Genomic DNA, 18,578 nt, shown 5'->3' with positions numbered 1-18,578 from the left:
ATTTAGCCCCAGCCTTGGGGCTTTTTTATTTGCCACACCCCTCAATATTTACTTAGCACGCTAACTAATGCTAAAATACTTAGCATGCTAACTAATTTGAGGTGGTTATGACTACTCAAAAACCTTTTCACGAAACGCTCGATTTAACCATTATTGGTAACATGGGGCGGGTTCATAGGCTGTGCCGCGAGGCCATCACTTTAGCTGTAGAACCTTTAGGGCTTACGCAATCGCGCTGGACGGCGCTAACTCATATAAATATGTTGGGCGAGGGCATAACACAGCTTGAGCTTGCGCAGAGTTTAGGAATAGAAATGCCCTCGCTTACTCGCACATTAAAGCAATTAGAAGAGCAGCTATTAATTACCCGTAAAGTTGATGAGCACGATAAACGCAGTAAAAAAATTTACTTTACCGAGCAAGGTGGGGCAATTTTACAGTCGCTAAACGAAAAACTCATTGATATTAAAAGCCAGCTATACAGCGGGCTAAGCACACAGCAACTCGATGCGCTTGCTTATGGCATCGTCAATATGGAAAAAAACGCACTAAACTGTATTAAAAATCAAAGTAAAGAGTAAGAGACACAATGACACCAGATCAAAAATTTACTCGTTATGTAAGGCTCTCGTTAGCGGGTTTTGTTGTTATATTTATTTACTATTTAATTGCCGACATGTTTATGCCGGTAACGCCGCAAGCGCGGGTTTATCATCCTGTGGTGCAAATTGCCCCGCAAATAAATGGCCGTGTTACTAAGGTATTGGTTAATAATAATCAAACCGTAAAAGCTGGGGATGTATTGTTTGAAATAGACTCAGGCCCGTATAAATTAGCGCTAGAGCAGGCACAGCTTGCCCTTGACGACGCTAAATTACAAAACAAACGTTTAGATACCAATGTAAAAGCACTGGAGGCGCAAATTTCGGCGGCCAAGGCAAAGCTGCACGAACAGCAATTACTTAATAACCGTGGCGAAGCATTATTTAAGCAGCGCTCTATTTCAGAGCAAGAGCTTGAAAGCATTAAAGCTAACTTTGAAGCAAGTAAATCAAATGTCGCCTCATTAGAAGCGCAATTGGCAGAAGCCGTACTTGCCCGAGGCGAAAGCGGCGCGCAAAACTTAGCGCTTCGCCATGCTGCAAACCAATTAGCACAAGCCGAGCTTAACTTATCGTACACCCAAGTGCGTGCGCTAAGCGCTGGTGTGGTTTCTAACTTACAACTACTTGATGGCGCATATGCGGTAACGGGTAGCCCGCTTTTAGCTATAGTGGCTAATAAGGCCGACCTTGTTGCCGATTTTAGAGAAAAATCATTACTAAATATGAAACCAGGTAGTTTGGCGCGAGTGGTATTTGATAGCCGCCCAGGTGAGGTTTACAACGCGCATATAAGCACGTTTGAGGCAGGCGTAAGCGATGGGCAACTCAGTGCAAATGGCTCGCTTAGTAGTACCGAAACCAGTAATCGTTGGGTGCGCGATGCTCAGCGCCAGCGTATTCATTTAGTGATGCCAGATAATGCTAAATTAATTGCTAATATGCCAAGTGGTGCCCGTGCCACTGTGCAACTATTGCCAGAGTCAACAATTGGGCAATGGTTAGCGTCGGCTCAAATTAGGTTTATTAGCTGGCTACACTACATTTATTAATGGAGGCCGTATGACTCAAGTTGTTAGCCAAGCACCGCAATTAGACTCAAACGGTTTACGCCAAGCGCTACGCATAGCCGGTGGTTGCACCATAGGATTTACTATTAGTAAATTAATGAACTGGCCATACGGTATATTTTTTACTGTTTACCCCATGTTGCTACTTGGTTTAGTGCCGGTGTTAAATAAAAGCATTGTGCGCCAGTTTTTAGCCAGTGCCGCCATTAGTATTCCAATGGTTTTAATAATGCAGGGCTTGTTTTCGCACCTTCCGGTACTGATGACCATTATCGTATTTTTAGCGTTTTGCTTTTTGTTTTATCAAATGAGCTCAGGTGCGGCTTTTTTATTTGGCGCACTAGGCGTGGTTGGGTTGTCAATTCAGCTGCATTTTTCAAGCTATGTAACCGGTAAAAGTAGTGTATACCCGCTTATTTTAAGTAATGGTTTGGCTACTGTTCTCTCTATTGTTATAGCGTTTGTTATGCATTGTGTTTTTCCTGATGTAACCGCGCGTGCCGTGAGGGCGGTACCCGCTAAAGCTAAAGAAAGCATTCGCCATGAGGTATTATTATGCGCAACGGTTGCTACGCTTTCGTTTGTGGCGTTTCAAGTCCTCGATTTACAAGATTCAATATCGGCGCAAGCCTCATCGGTATTAATTTTGTTTTCGCTGTGCTGGAAAGCCGCAGGTATGGCCGGTTGGCAGCGCGCTATTGGTACATTAATTGGCTGTAATGCCGCGCTGTTGGCGCAAGTGTTATTGTATAATCACTCTGACTTTTTATTGTTTCCGGTGCTTATACTGTGGACGTTGTCGTTTGTATTTAGCCGTTTTCATATTATTGGTGGCGGCGCTCCGGGCATAGGATTTGGTGTGTTAACCACGTTTGGTATTTTGTTTGGCAACTCACTAGGCCCCGGGCAAGACCTTGTTTATAGCGCCATGTATCGCTTTAGCTCTGTTGCGGTGGCTATTGTGGCCAGTCTATCTGCGGTGTATGTAATGCACCATATATTAAATCGCTTTAGTGCCACCCGCCATCATACCTACGAATAGCCCACTCACGCCTACGCTTAACTATTAGCTGTAGGCGTAAATTAAGCATACTTTACTGTAAAGCCTTATAAACTTAGTGAGTTATAACTTAATGTTACCGCGCAGGGCTTTGGTTTGCCCATGTTTGGTTTTTTTATCCATGCGCTTGCGCTGCGAGTTACGGCTTGGCTTGGTTGCGCGGCGGGCTTTATTTACCTTGGTTGCACTTAAAATTAAATCTTTTAAACGTTTTAGTGCATCTTCTCGGTTAAGCTCTTGGGTGCGAAAGCTTTGGGCTTTAATTACCACCACGCCCTCTTTGGTGATCCGAGAGTCGTTTAGCTTTAATAAACGTTCTTTGTAAAAATCGGGTAACTTTGAGCGGTTAATATCAAAGCGTAAATGAATGGCGCTGGCTACTTTGTTAACGTTTTGGCCACCGGCACCTTGCGAACGTATAGCAGTTAGCTCTAGTTCCCATTCATCTATAGTGACAGTATTTGAAATAGTTAACATTACGTTCAGCTCTTATCGACAAAAATGCAGTATAACATTTGTAACTATATTTGTGCTGAATCAGCTTAAGTTATAGAACTTTAAAGTATTTATACTACTTTATAGCCTAAATACACCTAATACTTTAGTTATGTATTGGCAAGCGCTTACATTTAGTTTTTAATGGCTTTAATTAAATAATAGGAAACGCCCAATGAAAAAAATAATTTTATCACTTAGCTTATTAGCAATGAGTTTTTCAAGCCTTGCAGAAGATATTAGCGAAGGCCAATTACAAAGCTACATGAAAGCACTGCCGGCTGTTTCTAGCTGGGCTAGCAGTCAAGATTCGTTAAAAAACCTAGATTTAGCAAGCATGCTAGGTGGCTCTGCAGATCAAAATGTTGAAGAGCAAAGCTCTCTTGCTAATAGCGCATTAAGCATGATTAAAGAGCAAGGCTTATATAAAAGCTTTGCCGATATTACTAACCGTTACGGTTTTTCGCCTGAAGAATTAGTATCTGTTGGCTCAGAAGTATCTATGGCTTACATCGAAAACCTTAAGTCGGGTCTTTCAGCTGAAAACCAAGAAACAGCAAATAAAGTAATGGGTGGCCTGCAAAGCCTTAAAAGTGCTAAAAGCAGTGACGCTAGCTCGTTAATGGGCTCGTTTGGTAAGGCTTCAAGCGCGGCTGAAGAATCTACAGACCCACTAGTAAGCGAAAACAACCTTGAGCTTGTGAGCGAGTACATGCCACAGCTGCAAAAGATTTTTGCACTACTATAATTTTACAAATAACCTAAACGTAGGTTAAGTAAACACGTACATAAAGGGTGGCATTTGCCACCTTTTTTAATGCCTAAATCTCAAACAATACCAATCCGCATAATTAAATGGTTAAGTATTATTGCTGATTGGTATAATTACGACATTTTACGAATTGTACTCAGCGGTGCTATTCGTAAAATCCAATGCAGAAATGCCCACGGCCAGCTTGGTACAAAACTGTTGGCTTTTTCTTTATTTATTGCTTTTACCAGTGCTTTGCAGCCAGTTTCGGTATCAACAATAAACGGCACTGTTTTTACTTTTTCGTTTATTTCGCTTCTTATAAAACCTGGGTGTACGCAGCTTACTTTTATAGGCGTGTGCATTACATCTATGCGTATGCCTTCACTTAATGAGGTAATAGCCGCTTTAGTGGCGGCGTAAACGGTCATGGCGCGCCTAAAACCACGTACAGCACTAATAGATGAAATAGTCACTAAATGACCATGGTTTTGCGCTCTAAAAATTTCCATTGCGGCCTCAGCCTGCGCAAGTGCGGCCACAAAGTTAGTTTGTGCGGTTTGTTTGTTGGCATTAAAATAACCCGTACCAATAGAAGCCCCTTTGCCCATACCAGCATTTATAATCACTCTATCAAGGCCGTTAAGCTCATCTTTAAAGGCGTTAAATACGCTAAATACTTGCTCGTGGTCGTTAACATCAAGCACTTTTATGCTAATGGTTATATTTGGGTTTATTTGTTCAAGCTCACTTTTTAGCTGCTCTAATAGCTCAAAGCGCCGAGCACATAAAGCAAGATTACAACCTTGTTTTGCAAACTCTTTTGCCATGCCTTTGCCTAAGCCTGAACTTGCACCTGTTATTAGTATGTTTTTGCGCATAATTAGATCCTTAGGTGTATGTAATTAATTTTTGTTGTGGGTGGCACTCTAAAAAGTGATGCTCGTTTAAACTGCTTATCGTTAATTTTTGATTTTTTCCTTTGCCGCGCGCCACTACTTTGGTTACGCCTGCGTTTACTAAGCTCCAATTAATATCAATAAAGCGCTCGAGCTTTAGCCCCATTAAATGGCTGGTTATAATGCTAATAGGCCCGCCAGAGGTGTAAATAAGTACCTTTTTACCGTGGTTTTCATTGGCTATTTGTTCAAGCGCGCCAAGTACACGGGCAGTAAATGCATTAAAGCTTTCGTTATATTGAGTGCTGTCGGGATTGAGTACCCATTGCTGTATGGCGCTAATAAATACCGTTTTAAAGTATTCCATAGGCTCGGCTTGCTTGCTAAGTGCCGCGCGAACTTGGCTTGGGGTGGCAAGCTGTGGGTTATAAACCGCTAAAATATGTTCGTGATCGTACTCGTTTAATCGCGCATCGTTTATTAGTACCGGCACATTATTAGCACTTACTAAACTCAGCTCTGCGGTTTGATTATGGCGCAGCATACTGCCTGCAAATACAGCATCGGGCGTAAGCTGCTTTTGTGCTAAATATTCACCCAGTAGTGTGGCTTGCTGTTGCCCTTTTGTTGAGAGCGTATCGTAATTATCAGCCGAAAAACTGGCCTGCCCGTGGCGTACTAAATATAAAATGCACATTAGACTTTACCTTGGTTGTTAATGGCTTTTTTACAGCGCCATAAAAGGTAATGTACAAACACCCAAAAGTGTTTAAAGGCAGGGTTTTTAGTTTGCCCATGGTGATAGCGGTAATAAATTTGCTGCACAATGCCGGCAAGTCTAAACAGCCCGTACACTTCGTAAAAGGTAAAGTCATCTACGGTTATATTCATTTTTTTACAGTAGTAGGCCACCACTTCTTTGCGCGTTAGCATGCCCTCTAAGTGAGTGGGTTGACGGCGCGTGGCTTGGGCTAAAAAGTCATCTCCTGGCTCTACCCAGTAAGCCAATGTATTGCCCAAATCCATAAGTGGGTCGCCAAGGGTGGCAAGTTCCCAATCTAAAATACCCAGTACGTTGGTGTAGTCGTTTGCATCAAGCACAACGTTATCAAACCTAAAATCGTTATGTGTTATGCAAATACGCTCGTTACTTGGCATGTTGTTTTCGAGCCATTTAATGACTTTTTTACCGCTGGGTACATTCCAAGTTTTGGCTTTAGTAAAGCGCTCGCTCCAGCCGCTAATTTGACGCTGGGTGTAGCCTTCGCCTTTGCCTAAATGGCTTAAATTGGCCTGTTTGTAATCTACTTTGTGTAATTCTACTAGGCAGTCGAGTACGTTTTCGCACAGCTTTTTGGTGCGCTCGGGCGTGGGGGTTAATCCGCGTGGTAAATTTTTACGCGGAATTATCCCCGTAAGCTTTTCCATAACGTAAAAGTCGGTGCCGAGTATGTTTTCATCGTCGCAAAACGCCTCCATATTTGGCACATAGCTGTAAACTGGTTTTAGCGCTTGCTGCAGCTTATATTCACGGGCCATATCGTGTGCGCCTTTGGCTTTGGTGCCTTTGGGAGCACGGCGTAATATAAGCGATTGCTCTGGGTACTCTAGGCAGTAGGTCCAGTTTGATGCCCCCCCTGCGTATTGAGTAACACTTGGCTCACCAGTTAACTGTGTAAGGTGCTGTTTAAGCCAGGCATCTACTTTTTGTGTGTCGAGCTCTTCGCCTTGGCGTACGTTTTTGGCTTGATCTAATAATTGTGTGTTCATTGCTAGCCTTTATTATTTTGATTTTAAACGTTGCATAGAGCGTGTTTTTTTCAGCATGCTTTTAATGTACCACTCAATGGGGAGTAGTTTTTTCATTAAAAAGGCCTGTTTACCTAATTTATGGGTCAAAATTAAAAATGGGCGCTTAAGCGACTGCTGATAAATAATATCGGCAACTTGCTCTGCGTTTATGGGGGAGCGCTCAAAGGCACGGTTAAGCATGGTTTTCATGGCCGGCTCGCTGGTGCGCATGGATTCATCAAGATTGGTTTTAAAAAAGCTCGGGCACACAACACTTACATCTATATTATCGTGGGCGAGTTCGAGCTTTAGGGTTTCGCTAAAACCTATAACCGCCGCTTTTACGGCGTTATAACTGCTCATAAACGGAATAGGGGTAAGCCCTGCTTGTGAAGCTATATTAATAAAGTAGCCACCGCCTTGTTGCACAAAGGCGGGGTAAAACGTTTGGCACACCCGCACCATAGAGAGCAAATTAATATCCATAATCCACTGCCATTGCTCAAGCGATTCGCCCTCAAGCGAGCCGCCTGTGGCAACGCCTGCATTATTTATAACAATATCTACGCCCTGCCACTTGGTTTGGATAATATCGTAAAGCCCCTTTACATCTGCTTGCTTGGTTACATCGCAGGCGTAAAAAAAAGCATCGCTTTTTAGTGCTTGCAGCTCACGAATGGTTGTAGCTGCACGCTCGGCGTTTATATCGGCAATACAAATTTGTAAGTTAGCGCCCAAATTACTTGCGTAACTCAGGGCTAACGCTTTACCCAGCCCTGTGGCTCCACCTGTTATTATTAGTCGTGTTTTCATGGTGTTGCCTTAGCGGTATTTGTTAAGTTCGAGGCGCGAAACCATGCCCATATGTACTTCGTCTGGGCCATCTGCGAGGCGTAAAATACGCCCCATTGCATTAAACGAGGCTATAGGAAAGTCGCTCGACACCCCAGCGCCACCAAACACTTGTATTGCCATATCTGAGACCATTTGCAGCATATTAGGCACTACTACTTTTATGCTCGATATTTCGGTCATGGCGTGTTTAACGCCTTGAGTGTCTATTTTCCATGCCGCGTGCAGGGTTAATAAACGAGCTTGATCTATTGCCATACGCGCTTGCGCTACGCGTTCTAAATTACCGCCTAATTTAAGTAAGGGTTTACCAAAAGCACTGCGCGACAGCCCGCGTTTAATCATGAGCTCTAAACAGCGCTCTGCTGCACCAATTGCGCGCATACAGTGATGAATTCGCCCAGGGCCCAAGCGCCCCTGTGCAATGGCAAAACCTTTGCCTAACCCTAAAATAAGATTTTGTTTTGGTACGCGTACGTTATTAAATTCCATTTCGCCGTGGCCGTAGGGGGCATCAAAATCGCCACAGGCACTTAGCATACGCTTAATGTTTACACCGGGTGTGTTTAGCGGCACAAGTACCATTGAATGCTGGCTGTGTTTATCGTTTTCGGGGTTAGAAAGCCCCATAAAAATAGCCACCTGTGCATTAGGATGACCAAGGCCGGTGGTCCACCATTTTTTGCCATTTAAAATAAGCTCGTCGCCATCAACATCTATGGTTGCTTGCATGTTTGTCGCATCTGATGAAGCGACATCGGGCTCGGTCATGGCAAATACTGAGCGAATATCGCCATTTAATAATGGGGTCAACCACTGTTGTTTTTGCTCATCGTTTGCAAAGTGATAAAGCACTTCCATATTGCCGGTGTCGGGGGCGTTACAATTAAATATTTCTGATGCAAATAAACATTTACCCATTTGCTCTGCAATAGGGGCGTACTCTAAGCAGGTTAAGCCTTGTGCTAGTTCTGCATCGGGTAAAAATAAGTTCCACAGGCCAGCGGCTTTTGCTATCGTTTTTAATGGCTCAATGTGCTCACTTAACTGCCAAGTGGCCCAATCGTTTGAATTATTTTTAGCATGGTTATGCGCAACTACTGCTTGCTCAATAGGCAATACGTGTTCATCCATAAAGGCGGTTACACGCTTTAGGTAGTCTTGGCTTTTTTGGCTTGGCTCAAAGTTCATTAGGGTTGCCTGTTTATTTTTTAGTTAACCCAGCATAAAACATTCGCCCTAATGAATTAAATGAAATATATTACCAGTTAAGTGTGAATTACATTCATAGTGTGAGCGGGTAATAATGATTGAAGCTAAAAATATTCAGCAGTTAGATTTAAATTTACTTAAAATATTTGAATGTCTATACCGTGAAAAAAACATGAGCGAAACCGCAAAGGTGCTGTACATAACGCCCTCAGCAGTCAGCCATGCTATAAAACGTTTGCGCAGTGTATTAAACGATCCGTTATTTGAGCGCCAAGGGCAATTAATGCTGCCCACCCCTGCGTGCCAACGTATGGCACCCGAGCTAATAGATTTACTCGAAAAATTACGCCAAGTGCTACAAGCCTGCGGTGATTTTAATTTAGCGACCACTGCACAAACTTTTAAAATAGCCCTGCACGACGCAATAGAGCCTATTGTTTTGCCTAAATTGCAACTTGCACTGGCAAAACATGCTCCCAATGCAAGCTTAGCGAGCGTAAAATTAAGCCGCGAAGATATGCATAAGCAATTAGCTAATCATCAAATAGATATGGCAATTGATATAGCACGGCCAATAAAAGCGCCCATTAGCCATGCTGTTCTCTCAAGTGATCACTTTTGTGTACTCATGAAAAAAAACCACCCGCTTAAAAACCAACTCAATATAGATAATTATTTAGCGGCTAAGCATGTTGCGGTATCTAACCGAGCAACCGGTACTGTTATTGAAGATATTGCGTTATTGCAATTGAGTTTTAATAGGCAGGTGGCTATACGTTGTCAAAATTATTTTGCCGCGAAAGAGGTAATAAAAGACGCGCCATTTTTACTCACCTTGCCTTCAATGGTTGCCAGTCAATTGCTAGACGACACGCTAATAGCACGGCCCGTGCCCACCACTATGCCTGCTATTTATCAGCATTTATATTGGCATCAAAGTACTGATAAAGACGACGCTTTAGTATGGTTACGCGGACAAGTGCAGCCTATTTTTAAACGTTAATAGCTATAAAAAAAGCGCCAAACTTAGTGAACTAAACTTGGCGCTTCGCATTATTTTTTAAGCGTTTACAAGGCGTTTGTTTTTAAACTTAAGCCCAGCAATTAATAACAGCGGCCCAATAAACATGGCAAGGCCATATACACCGCCTGTTACTGCGTATTCGGGCTTATTTAAAAAGCTTATAGCAATTAAAATAGCCAACGATGCGTTTTGAATCCCTACCTCAATCCCAAGTGTTAGTGAATCGGTCAGGTTAAGGTTTGAAAGTTTAGCTATGAGCAAGCCAATGACCATTGAGCCAATATTTAATGCAAGGCAGGCCCAAAATACAGCATCAAACGAGCTTGCCAGTAAGGCGCGTTCTTTTATTACTAGCGCGGCTATCATGGCGAGCATAAAAAATAACGAAAAACGCCTAAAAAACGGCTCGCTTTTAATCGCAAATTCGCTTTTAAAATGGCGCAGGCTTATCCCTATGGCTACAGGCACTAAGGTGATTACAAACAGGCCAAGCGATGTAGTTAATATAGAAAAGTTAGCATCGTCTTGCGGCGCAAATTGGTGCATGGCAAAGCCAATAATAAACGGGGTGGTAATAATGCTAATAGCGGTTGAGGCAGCGGTTAAGCTTACCGAAAGCGCTAAATTAGCCTTTGCCAGCTGGCTCACTACGTTTGACATAGTACCACCTGGGCACGCGGCTAAAATCATTAACCCTATTGCTATAGGCGTGGGTAAATTAAGTAAATAACACAAACCTAAAGCCAGTAGCGGCATGGCAATAATTTGGCCTAGTAAGCCCATAGCAATTGCTAAGGGCTTTTTAAAAAGCCGCGTAAAGTCGCCAACTGTAAGCCCAAGCCCCATGCCAAACATAATAAGGGCAAGAGCGAGTGGGAGTATGATTTCTGTTAAAAATGATGCGTTCAAATTAGACGGCCTCTGTTGTTTTTAATGCCAGCACTTCGTAGTTAAATGAGTACGGGGTTAGCAGCGTTTTTATCTGTTGTTGCAGCGCGTTTAACTCATCTTCATTAACTAAAATTGTGGCTTTTATGCCTAACTTTTTATCAGCAAACACATTTATTTGCACGGTTTTGTTGATTAATTGCTCGCTAAGAGCCTCTGTAATGGTTTGTTTTATTTCTAGGCAAACCAATTCGGGCTTATAAATTTTACCTACGGCAGTAAGCGGTATTTCATCAATTATATAAATAGCTTTTGGTATTGCTGCCCGCTCAGGTATGTTGGCGCTAACATACGCGGTGAGATCATCAAGCTTAAGCGTGCTATGTGGGCTAAGCGTTACGTAAAGTACCGGCACTTCTCCTGCGTAGCTGTCGGGGCGTGGCACGGCGGCTGCAAGTGTTACTTCGGGGTGGCTGGTTGCGGCATCTTCTATCATTTTGGGGTCTATATTGTGCCCGCCACGTATTATTAGCTCTTTTTGTCTACCGCATAAAGATACATACCCGCTCTCATCTATTTTTCCTAAATCGCCGGTTCTAAAATACTGTTGGCCGTTTTCATCAACTACCCATGCGCCTTGGTTATGCGCATCTTCTACGTAACCGGGAAATACGTTATTACCGGTTATTATTATTTCGCCGACATCGAGTGTATCGCAAATTTTAACAAGCGTACCTTGCTCGTTTATATCGGCAATTTTAAGCGTAATACCAGGTATTGGCAGCCCTACAGAAGCCTCTTTATTAATTGGGTTTACAGGCATTAACGTACTTACTGAGCTGCCCTCAGTTGAGCCATAACCCTCTACCAGTGGGGTGTTTGTGAGTTTAGTAAACAGGGCTTGTAAATCTGATGAAAGCGGCGCGGCCCCACAAATGGCAAACTTCATTTTAAGCGGTGGCACCGATATTTTTTGCGAGGTAATTTGCTCAACCATAGCAGCGTAAACCGTAGGTACGGCGGTCATAACGGCTACATCGTAATTATTAATTAGGGTGAGTAAGTTTGGAATGATGTTTTTACCTCTAAAGCCAGAAGGGCTTGCGAGTAAAATTTTACAGCCTTTCATAACTGAGGCTATGCCTGTTGCCACTGCCGCATTTACATGAAATATGGGCAAACCTACTAGCATGGTATCGCCTGCGTTTACTGGCGAAAGTAAATTAACCTGCCCTGCATTGGTAAGCTGGTTTAAGTGTAAGTGCTTGGCAAGTTTTGGTAGGCCGGTGGTACCACCCGTATGAAAATACGCGCACACATCGTTTTGCTCAGGCAAAGTAAAATTAGCTGCTTGCGTACTTTGCGCCGCGAGTAACTTTTTAAACCCATACACGGGTACTTTATTATTTTTCGAGCACGCTATGTCGTCACCAAATAAGCTAATAACCGCTTTTAGGCCGGGTATATGCTCTTTAATTGCCATTACTTTTTGCCAAATATCGCTACCAGGGACTTGGCCTAGGGCAATAATTACTTTGGTATTGGCTGAGATCATAATTTCTTTCATTATGGACTCATCAAGCAAGGGGTTTATGGGGTTTGCAATGCCAGCGGCCTCTGCTGCCCAAAGCGACACATAGGTTTCAGGGAAGTTAGGTAGCACCAGCGAGGTTACCTCGGTTTTTGTTATACCCAACGAGTGCAATGCATTGCCAAGCCCTGTTACGTTATTGGCAAGCGCTTTGTAACTCATTTTACGGTGCGGATTAGCAAAGCTTTTACCTTTAAAGGTCATTAAAATGCGGTGAATAAGCTTTTTTGCAAACGGAATTTGCGCTTCGCTAATGCAGTCGCCATCTAAAATGTATTCAATAGCGGTTGCATCACCAAAGTTTTTTGCCGATTGTAAAATGGCATGATAAGTAGAGCGAGGAAGTTGCTCTGGTGATATTTCCGCAAGGTTTAAATTGCCAACATCGGCGTGGTTTTTAATTGTTGTTATATTCATAAAACCCTCAACGTATCTTTATAATGTGTGTGTTTGCGTGTGAGTGCATAGTATTTATACGCGGCTTTGGGTGTGTGGGCCATTACCGCGCAAATTTTAGTCTATCAAAATTAAGCTATTGCCAGTGTTTTAATCTAAAAAGCTGTTATCTTTTGCGGCAACAACCTGATACATGGGCTGAAAGTTCCCCCATGTAACTAGCTCTGAGCCATTGGCTTGTTTAGTGTGTAGCGCAACATCGTGAGAAATAAGCTTAGGCTCGCCTGCGGCTTGCGCTAATAATTGGCTTTGGCAGCAGCTATCTAGCAATACAAAATTGGCAACTGCGGCATCAACCGACGAACCAACGGTAAGTAAACCATGGTTTTGCAAAATAACAGCGCAGTGATCAGCCAGTGACTTAGCTATCATATCGCCCTCTTCGCTGTCGGCCACTACGCCGCTAAATACATCAAATACGCTGTGGTTTTCGTAAAATACGCAGGCATCTTGCGAAATTGGTTTAAGTAACTCTCCTAATGCCGAAAACGCACGGCCATAACGTGTATGGGCATGGGCTACTGCGTTTACGTCGGGTCGTGCCATGTGTATGCGTGAATGAATAGCAAACGCGGCGTTATTAATCGGTGTGCTGCCTTCAATAATATTACCTTTATGATCAACCCGAATAAGATCTGACGCTTTAATATGCGAAAAATGCATACCCACAGGGTTTACCCAAAAGGTATCGGGCTCTATGCAGTCGCGAAGTGTTATGTGCCCAGCAAGTCCTTCATCAAAGCCATACATAGCAAATACTCTAAAGCCTGCGGCTAGGCGTTGTTTTTCGTAGCTGCGTTGCTCGTTTAGGGTGTTAAATTTAGGCGGCATAATAAGTTTAAATTTGTCGCTGCCTATGGTCATTTTTGCGGCTTGCTGCTCTAGTGTATTGCTCATAATAATCCTAAATTAAACTCTGTTGACTTTAGTTTAGTCTCGCTTAAGATAAATAGAAGTGATGTTAATTAATGGTTAAACATAAATACTATGCATGGAAAGATAGATTTAAACCTGTTTGTAATACTTAAAACGGTATATCAAGAGGGCAGTATTACCACTGCAGCGGATAAACTGCATTTAACGCAACCTGCTGTTAGCCATGCGCTTTCTCGCCTTAGAGAAAAGTTTGACGACCCATTATTTATTCGCCACGGGCGGCGTATGGTGCCCTCACCTTTTTGCCAAAAAATAATAGCGCAAGTTATTGAGTCGGTGCAGGTATTAGAGTCAACCTTAAATAACGAACGGCTTTTTGATATAGCCGCCTTTAAGCGCGAAATAAAATTTGGCTTTAGAGATATTTTAGAATCGATATTTTTTCCGCCGCTAATGAGCGACCTACTCACAAACACCCCCAATATAACAATTAACAGCCGACAGGTGTCGCATGTTGATATGGAAAAATCACTCGAAAACCAAGAGCTCGATATAGTCATTGATGTGCTTACCCCTACCAGTAACCACATAAAAAACACCTTTATTTGTAATGAGCATTTTTCGCTAATTTGTAGGCACGATCACCCAATATTAAATGACTTAACCGTACAAAATTACGCAAAGGCATCGCACGCGTTGGTGTCGTTAAAAGGTGCGCAGGTAGATATTATTGATATGGCGCTGGCAAAGCATGCACTTGCCCGTAATGTAGTGCTTAAATGTGAGCATTATTTTGCGGCGACTAAAGTGATTAGCCAAAGCAACATGATAATGACCATGCCAAACGCGTACGCGCAGGTATTAAAAGAGCAAATGCCTGTGCATGTAACTAGCTTGCCGTTTGATGTGCCGTTAATGCCCGTGCACATGTATTGGCACGAACAAGCCGATGACGATTTAGTAAATAGTTGGATGCGAGAAAAGCTGCTAGGTTTAGCCCAGCAACTTATCCCTGCTGACAAACTTAAAAGCGGTAATTAAATTGTGCGTGATAACTGCGCCCACGCTCTGATAAAAAACGGTGTGCGTAGCTAATTACTGGCACATCGTTGGCCTGCGAAAAAGTGTGTTTATCGGTTAAATTTTTGGCCAATAACGCCACCGACCAATCTCCTTCACTGCTACCTAGCTCTATGCGTAAATTTAACTTTTCAAAAGCGCTTTGCTTGGCTATTGGGTCAAGATCTTGCTCTAAAAAGTAATCGTCACTAAAGTTAAGCGCTAAATTGCTATTTAAAGTTAAATTAGAAAATACCTCGGTATTGTAATCAATCGCTATATTGCCTGAGTAGTCGGGAGCAAACGCGCCCGTTTGCCCGGTTAAATTTTGAAATGCTTGGCCAAGTAGCTCGCTTTGCATAACCGTTGGCGATGCACTGGCGTATTGTTCGTATTCAAAATCAAGCACCGCAAGGTTTGCCGATAGCTGCCAACTTTGATTTATTGCCCAGCGCGAATCGAGCTCAATCCCTTTTACTTTGGTTTCGGCGGCATTTTTAACTACAAATGCATTACCATTAAATTCAGATACTTGTAGGTCATCGTACAGGGTGTAAAACAGTGTAGCATTTACTTGTAGAGTATTTTTAATTGGCTCGGCTTTTATGCCAAACTCAAAGTTTGTGGCTTTTTCGTCGTCAAACTCAAAGCCTGAGTTTTCATCAACCGTATTACCTTGTGAGCCATTTAAGCCAGAGCCATCAAAACCACCGGCTTTGTAGCCTATGCCAGCGCTTGCAAATAACATGGTGTTGTTAAACCCTAAATACTGCACACTAATATTGGGTGATAAGTGCGATTCATCACGCTTAGCGTTAAGGTTATGTACCCCCGCGCCTGAGAGCTGCCCTGCAATAGTGGGCGCAGCGGCATTGGCAAATTGTTGTACGGCATGCGGTGTGTTTGGCTCAAATACGCTATACACACTTTGTACGCTGCTTACTTCTTTTTCTTCTTTTTGATAACGCAGACCAAAATTAGCGCGCCATTGCGCGTTTACATTCCAAGTAAGGGCGGTAAATGCTGAGTAGCTTTGTTGGTCTTGATCAAACAGCGCATTTACGCCCAATGATGTACCCACTAAATCAGGAATAAGTAACGATGCGCCAAATAATATATCGTTCGGGTGTTTAAGCTCGCTGCTCATGTAAAAAATGCCCGCTACGTATTCAAGCGTGCGCCCTGTTGGCGAGCTTACTCTAAACTCTTGCGTAAACTGGTTATAGTTTTCTAAGTAGTCTTGTTTTATAAGCGGAACTTCTGAAAAGTCCGCGTCAAAGGTTGAGTCCCAATCGTACTCGCTATAGGTGGTTACAGAGGTAAATTCGTATTCGCCATGGTTATAGGTTAATTTAAGTGATGCGTTATCAAGCGTGGTTTTACTTTGCTCATTAAGCCCACCTAGGTGACCATCGCCCGATACCGAACTTGTGTAATCAAGGCCAGAGTTGTCGCTTAATAAAAGTGAACGATACCCTACATTGCCTGGGTTAGTAGGGTCATTTGCTATTTGTAAATCTCGGTTGGGAGTATCAATAATGTATTGGTAGCGCGAGCCATGCGATTCAAACTCACCGTGTTCCCACTTAAACAATGCGTTTATATCATCGTTTATTTGCCAATCTATTGATAAACGTGCACCTGATGAGTCGTTAGATTGCTCATCACTTTGGCGCGCTTGGTTATATAAAAAGCCATCAACAGAATGATCAAACGCGGCAATACGAATGGCTAAATCATCGTTAATAGGAATATTTATAGCGCCTGTAAAGCGCTTTTCGTTATCAGAGCCAAACTCTGCCGATACGTTGCCTTCAAGTACATCGGTTGGCGAATTTGAGATCATACTAAAGGCTCCTGCTGTGGCGTTTTTACCAAACATAACCGACTGCGGGCCTTTTATAAGCTCAAGGCGCTGCATATCTAAAAATGGAAATTTAGCCTGATGCCCGCGCCCTAAATACACGCCATCTTTATACATAGCAACCGATTGCTCAAAGCCTGAGTTAGTACCCGAGCCTATGCCGCGTACAAAAATACGTTTGCTGCTTGAGGTTTCGGTTATATGCACGTTAGGTAGGTTTTCGCTTAGGGCGAGTAAATCGTCAACACTGTTTTGCTCGAGGTAGTCGCCAGAAAGCGCTTGAATAGAGGTAGGAATATCTTGTAGCGATTGGACCCGCTTTTGCGAGGTGACGGTAATGGTTTCAAGCTCACTTTTATTTATTTTTTGCTCGCCAGCTTGTGCCATGCCCACGCTTAATGCGCTGAGCGTAAATAAAGTAAGTGTTTTTTGTTTTAAAAAAGCAGGTTTTAAACGTGTGTGTGACTGTGTGTGTTCAGTTGTCATAGCTGCAACTCCATTATAGAGGTTATTTTTATTGGATAATTTTGCGTCTATTTCATACTGACGAGTCTTAAAATAAATAACAGTGATGTTTATTTATTCAGCACTATTAGTAATATTTATAGTTAAGCGAAAAAGTGTTGTCTTAAATGGGGTTATAGCGGGTTTAAAGTGGGTTAAAAAATACTTGCGGATTAGCGGTTTTATTTGCTATTGCCGAGCTTGGGGTGTTTGCTGCATTGATAAAGGCAGTAAGCTGTGGCGCATTTTCGCAAAAAATAATATCCAGTGCTAAGCGGTTTTTGCCGTATAAGCCTCGGTGAATCATATTGGCTGAAAACAACAGTAAGTCTCCCGCATTAAGTTTAATGACTTTGCCTGTAGTTAGGTTATCGCTTGGCAGTTTATTATTTTTTGCAAAACGTACATTTAGCTCCTCTGGTGTATCCCAATTTTTATGCGAGTGGGGCACAAGCTCTATACCTGGTTCGTCTTCAAGGGCTAATCGGCAGTGCACTACGTCGGGCCCGTTTAACGCAGCTTGTTGCTCTTGCACATTTAAATGGTATTGCATATCGCGATGCCAATAATTTTTTTGTGTAACATTAACGGGATTAAAAAATAACTGAGTATTTAAAAACAGTGGCTCACTAATCGCCTGTTTTACACACTTAATTAATTTGTTATCAGCTATTAAACTAAATAAGGTTTCGTTTTGCTGCGCTGTTAAATATTCACTATTTGTTATGCCCGAGCTATTAATGGCACGGGATTGATAAAACTCACGGTTATTAACCTTCCACTGTGTATGAAAGGCATTAACTAGGAGCTTAATTTTATTTAGCTCTTCGGTGCTGTAAAGCCCCTTTACAAGCATATAACCGTTTGATTTATAGTTGTTCATTGTGGTTCTTCATTTAATATTGCAGCAACGCGCTCAGCAAGTTCTGGCAGTACATCTTGTGCAAACCATGGGTTCTTTTTAAGCCAAATATTATTGCGTGGGCTTGGGTGTGGTAGCACCAAATGCTCCGGCCAATATTCACGCCACGATTTTACTAACTCGGTTAAGGGCCTGTTTTTAGTATGCGGTAAATGATAAGCCTGCGCGTATTTACCGAGCACGATTGTTAGCTCTAAATTTGGCAGAGCGGCCAGTAATTGCGCTCTCCAAGCAGGTGCACATTCTTTACGCGGGGGTAAGTCGCCCGACTTACCTTTACCAGGGTAACAAAAGCCCATAGGTAAAATAGCTATTTTTTGCGGATCATAAAACTCATCAACACTTAGCCCAAGCCATTCGCGTAGGCGGTTTCCGCTGGCATCGTTAAAGGGCTTGCCAGTTTCGTGTACTTTTAGGCCCGGTGCTTGGCCGGCAATTAAAATACGCGCATTGGCATTAAATTGTATAACGGGGCGAGCACCTAACGGTAAATGAGGTTCACAGATCACGCATTTACTAACTTGCTCAATTAAATTGATCGGATCCATATAAATTTGGCCTTAAATGCTTAAATTTTGTTCTAAATGGCCATTTAGACCTGATGAGTTGGTAAAAAATCGGTTTATTTTACTCAAATTAGTTATTAGTTGGTAAAATCGTGA

18 protein-coding genes are annotated in these 18,578 nt (G+C 42.7%); 6 read left to right on the top strand and 12 right to left on the bottom strand.

The window, feature by feature from the left end; all coding sequences use genetic code 11:
* Positions 1-107 precede the first annotated feature (107 nt).
* From PSH48_RS05050 to PSH48_RS05040, 3 genes are read left to right on the top strand one after another with little or no spacing between them, the layout of a single operon-like run.
* Positions 108-581 carry a MarR family transcriptional regulator gene (locus tag PSH48_RS05050; protein ID WP_054982034.1) on the top strand — a complete coding sequence of 158 codons (474 nt, stop codon included), beginning with the start codon at positions 108-110 and terminating at the stop codon, positions 579-581.
* Between the two features lie 8 nt (positions 582-589).
* Positions 590-1,654: an HlyD family secretion protein gene (locus PSH48_RS05045; RefSeq protein ID WP_273611021.1), complete on the top strand. Its 1,065-nt coding sequence runs from the start codon at positions 590-592 to the stop codon at positions 1,652-1,654.
* A gap of 10 nt (positions 1,655-1,664) precedes the next feature.
* Positions 1,665-2,714: a DUF2955 domain-containing protein gene (locus tag PSH48_RS05040; protein WP_273611020.1), complete on the top strand. Its 1,050-nt coding sequence runs from the start codon at positions 1,665-1,667 to the stop codon at positions 2,712-2,714.
* 81 nt (positions 2,715-2,795) lie between these two features.
* On the opposite strand, the gene arfB is transcribed toward PSH48_RS05040, so the two are convergent.
* On the bottom strand, positions 2,796-3,209 hold the full coding sequence (gene arfB, locus PSH48_RS05035) for an alternative ribosome rescue aminoacyl-tRNA hydrolase ArfB (protein WP_024033019.1): 414 nt from the start codon (positions 3,207-3,209) through the stop codon (positions 2,796-2,798).
* Between the two features lie 193 nt (positions 3,210-3,402).
* On the opposite strand from arfB, the gene PSH48_RS05030 reads away from it, so the two are divergent.
* Positions 3,403-3,975 carry a hypothetical protein gene (locus tag PSH48_RS05030; protein ID WP_004586261.1) on the top strand — a complete coding sequence of 191 codons (573 nt, stop codon included), beginning with the start codon at positions 3,403-3,405 and terminating at the stop codon, positions 3,973-3,975.
* Between the two features lie 137 nt (positions 3,976-4,112).
* On the opposite strand, the gene PSH48_RS05025 is transcribed toward PSH48_RS05030, so the two are convergent.
* The 5 genes from PSH48_RS05025 to PSH48_RS05005 are packed head-to-tail and all read right to left on the bottom strand — an operon-like array spanning position 4,113 to position 8,711.
* The gene (locus tag PSH48_RS05025) at positions 4,113-4,859 is read right to left on the bottom strand and encodes an SDR family oxidoreductase (RefSeq protein WP_171036111.1); all 747 of its coding nucleotides are present in this window, start codon (positions 4,857-4,859) and stop codon (positions 4,113-4,115) included.
* A 10-nt stretch (positions 4,860-4,869) separates the two neighbouring features.
* Positions 4,870-5,574, bottom strand: a complete 705-nt coding sequence (locus PSH48_RS05020) for a histidine phosphatase family protein (protein ID WP_273611019.1) — start codon at positions 5,572-5,574, stop codon at positions 4,870-4,872.
* Complete coding sequence (locus tag PSH48_RS05015; protein WP_138579637.1) at positions 5,574-6,647, bottom strand: phosphotransferase family protein; 1,074 nt, start codon at positions 6,645-6,647, stop codon at positions 5,574-5,576. The genes PSH48_RS05020 and PSH48_RS05015 overlap by 1 nt, the downstream gene beginning before the upstream one ends.
* A gap of 12 nt (positions 6,648-6,659) precedes the next feature.
* Complete coding sequence (locus tag PSH48_RS05010; protein ID WP_273611018.1) at positions 6,660-7,481, bottom strand: SDR family oxidoreductase; 822 nt, start codon at positions 7,479-7,481, stop codon at positions 6,660-6,662.
* A 9-nt stretch (positions 7,482-7,490) separates the two neighbouring features.
* Positions 7,491-8,711, bottom strand: coding sequence for an acyl-CoA dehydrogenase family protein (locus tag PSH48_RS05005; RefSeq protein ID WP_273611017.1), 1,221 nt, complete (start codon positions 8,709-8,711; stop codon positions 7,491-7,493).
* 115 nt (positions 8,712-8,826) lie between these two features.
* On the opposite strand from PSH48_RS05005, the gene PSH48_RS05000 reads away from it, so the two are divergent.
* Positions 8,827-9,735: a LysR family transcriptional regulator gene (locus PSH48_RS05000; protein WP_273611016.1), complete on the top strand. Its 909-nt coding sequence runs from the start codon at positions 8,827-8,829 to the stop codon at positions 9,733-9,735.
* 57 nt (positions 9,736-9,792) lie between these two features.
* Here the strand turns inward: PSH48_RS05000 and PSH48_RS04995 are convergent, their stop codons facing one another.
* The 3 genes from PSH48_RS04995 to PSH48_RS04985 form a co-directional block, all read right to left on the bottom strand.
* On the bottom strand, positions 9,793-10,665 hold the full coding sequence (locus tag PSH48_RS04995) for a bile acid:sodium symporter family protein (protein ID WP_054982042.1): 873 nt from the start codon (positions 10,663-10,665) through the stop codon (positions 9,793-9,795).
* 1 nt (position 10,666) lies between these two features.
* On the bottom strand, positions 10,667-12,652 hold the full coding sequence (locus PSH48_RS04990; RefSeq protein WP_273611014.1) for an AMP-binding protein: 1,986 nt from the start codon (positions 12,650-12,652) through the stop codon (positions 10,667-10,669).
* A 129-nt stretch (positions 12,653-12,781) separates the two neighbouring features.
* On the bottom strand, positions 12,782-13,588 hold the full coding sequence (locus PSH48_RS04985; RefSeq protein ID WP_273609890.1) for a class II aldolase/adducin family protein: 807 nt from the start codon (positions 13,586-13,588) through the stop codon (positions 12,782-12,784).
* Between the two features lie 90 nt (positions 13,589-13,678).
* Here PSH48_RS04985 and PSH48_RS04980 point away from each other — a divergent pair, with 90 nt between their 5' ends.
* Positions 13,679-14,608 (top strand): LysR family transcriptional regulator, encoded by a 930-nt coding sequence (locus PSH48_RS04980; protein WP_273611013.1) that lies wholly within the window; start codon positions 13,679-13,681, stop codon positions 14,606-14,608.
* Here PSH48_RS04980 and PSH48_RS04975 read toward each other — a convergent pair.
* The 3 genes from PSH48_RS04975 to PSH48_RS04965 all read right to left on the bottom strand — a co-directional run bounded on the left by PSH48_RS04975 (position 14,592) and on the right by PSH48_RS04965 (position 18,464).
* Positions 14,592-16,976: a TonB-dependent receptor gene (locus PSH48_RS04975; RefSeq protein ID WP_273611012.1), complete on the bottom strand. Its 2,385-nt coding sequence runs from the start codon at positions 16,974-16,976 to the stop codon at positions 14,592-14,594. The two genes, PSH48_RS04980 and PSH48_RS04975, sit on opposite strands and share 17 nt — an antisense overlap.
* Positions 16,977-17,139: 163 nt before the next feature.
* Positions 17,140-17,877, bottom strand: coding sequence for a phytanoyl-CoA dioxygenase family protein (locus PSH48_RS04970; protein WP_138579625.1), 738 nt, complete (start codon positions 17,875-17,877; stop codon positions 17,140-17,142).
* Positions 17,874-18,464: a uracil-DNA glycosylase family protein gene (locus PSH48_RS04965; protein ID WP_138579623.1), complete on the bottom strand. Its 591-nt coding sequence runs from the start codon at positions 18,462-18,464 to the stop codon at positions 17,874-17,876. Before PSH48_RS04965 ends, PSH48_RS04970 begins: the two co-directional genes overlap by 4 nt.
* Positions 18,465-18,578: the final 114 nt, after the last annotated feature.

This window comes from Pseudoalteromonas sp. Angola-4, assembly GCF_028599265.1.
Taxonomy (GTDB): domain Bacteria; phylum Pseudomonadota; class Gammaproteobacteria; order Enterobacterales; family Alteromonadaceae; genus Pseudoalteromonas; species Pseudoalteromonas atlantica.
This window is presented reverse-complemented; position numbering and strand designations above follow the sequence as displayed.

Coding starts and splice junctions, on each gene's coding strand:
- PSH48_RS04990 (WP_273611014.1), bottom strand. CDS start 12,652: ATGAATATAACAACAATTAAAAACCACGCCGATGTTGGCAATTTAAAC.
- PSH48_RS05030 (WP_004586261.1), top strand. CDS start 3,403: ATGAAAAAAATAATTTTATCACTTAGCTTATTAGCAATGAGTTTTTCA.
- PSH48_RS05005 (WP_273611017.1), bottom strand. CDS start 8,711: ATGAACTTTGAGCCAAGCCAAAAAAGCCAAGACTACCTAAAGCGTGTA.
- PSH48_RS05020 (WP_273611019.1), bottom strand. CDS start 5,574: ATGTGCATTTTATATTTAGTACGCCACGGGCAGGCCAGTTTTTCGGCT.
- PSH48_RS04980 (WP_273611013.1), top strand. CDS start 13,679: ATGCATGGAAAGATAGATTTAAACCTGTTTGTAATACTTAAAACGGTA.
- PSH48_RS05045 (WP_273611021.1), top strand. CDS start 590: ATGACACCAGATCAAAAATTTACTCGTTATGTAAGGCTCTCGTTAGCG.
- PSH48_RS05000 (WP_273611016.1), top strand. CDS start 8,827: ATGATTGAAGCTAAAAATATTCAGCAGTTAGATTTAAATTTACTTAAA.
- PSH48_RS05040 (WP_273611020.1), top strand. CDS start 1,665: ATGACTCAAGTTGTTAGCCAAGCACCGCAATTAGACTCAAACGGTTTA.
- arfB (WP_024033019.1), bottom strand. CDS start 3,209: ATGTTAACTATTTCAAATACTGTCACTATAGATGAATGGGAACTAGAG.
- PSH48_RS05010 (WP_273611018.1), bottom strand. CDS start 7,481: ATGAAAACACGACTAATAATAACAGGTGGAGCCACAGGGCTGGGTAAA.
- PSH48_RS04965 (WP_138579623.1), bottom strand. CDS start 18,464: ATGGATCCGATCAATTTAATTGAGCAAGTTAGTAAATGCGTGATCTGT.
- PSH48_RS04970 (WP_138579625.1), bottom strand. CDS start 17,877: ATGAACAACTATAAATCAAACGGTTATATGCTTGTAAAGGGGCTTTAC.
- PSH48_RS05025 (WP_171036111.1), bottom strand. CDS start 4,859: ATGCGCAAAAACATACTAATAACAGGTGCAAGTTCAGGCTTAGGCAAA.
- PSH48_RS05015 (WP_138579637.1), bottom strand. CDS start 6,647: ATGAACACACAATTATTAGATCAAGCCAAAAACGTACGCCAAGGCGAA.
- PSH48_RS04985 (WP_273609890.1), bottom strand. CDS start 13,588: ATGAGCAATACACTAGAGCAGCAAGCCGCAAAAATGACCATAGGCAGC.
- PSH48_RS04975 (WP_273611012.1), bottom strand. CDS start 16,976: ATGACAACTGAACACACACAGTCACACACACGTTTAAAACCTGCTTTT.
- PSH48_RS05050 (WP_054982034.1), top strand. CDS start 108: ATGACTACTCAAAAACCTTTTCACGAAACGCTCGATTTAACCATTATT.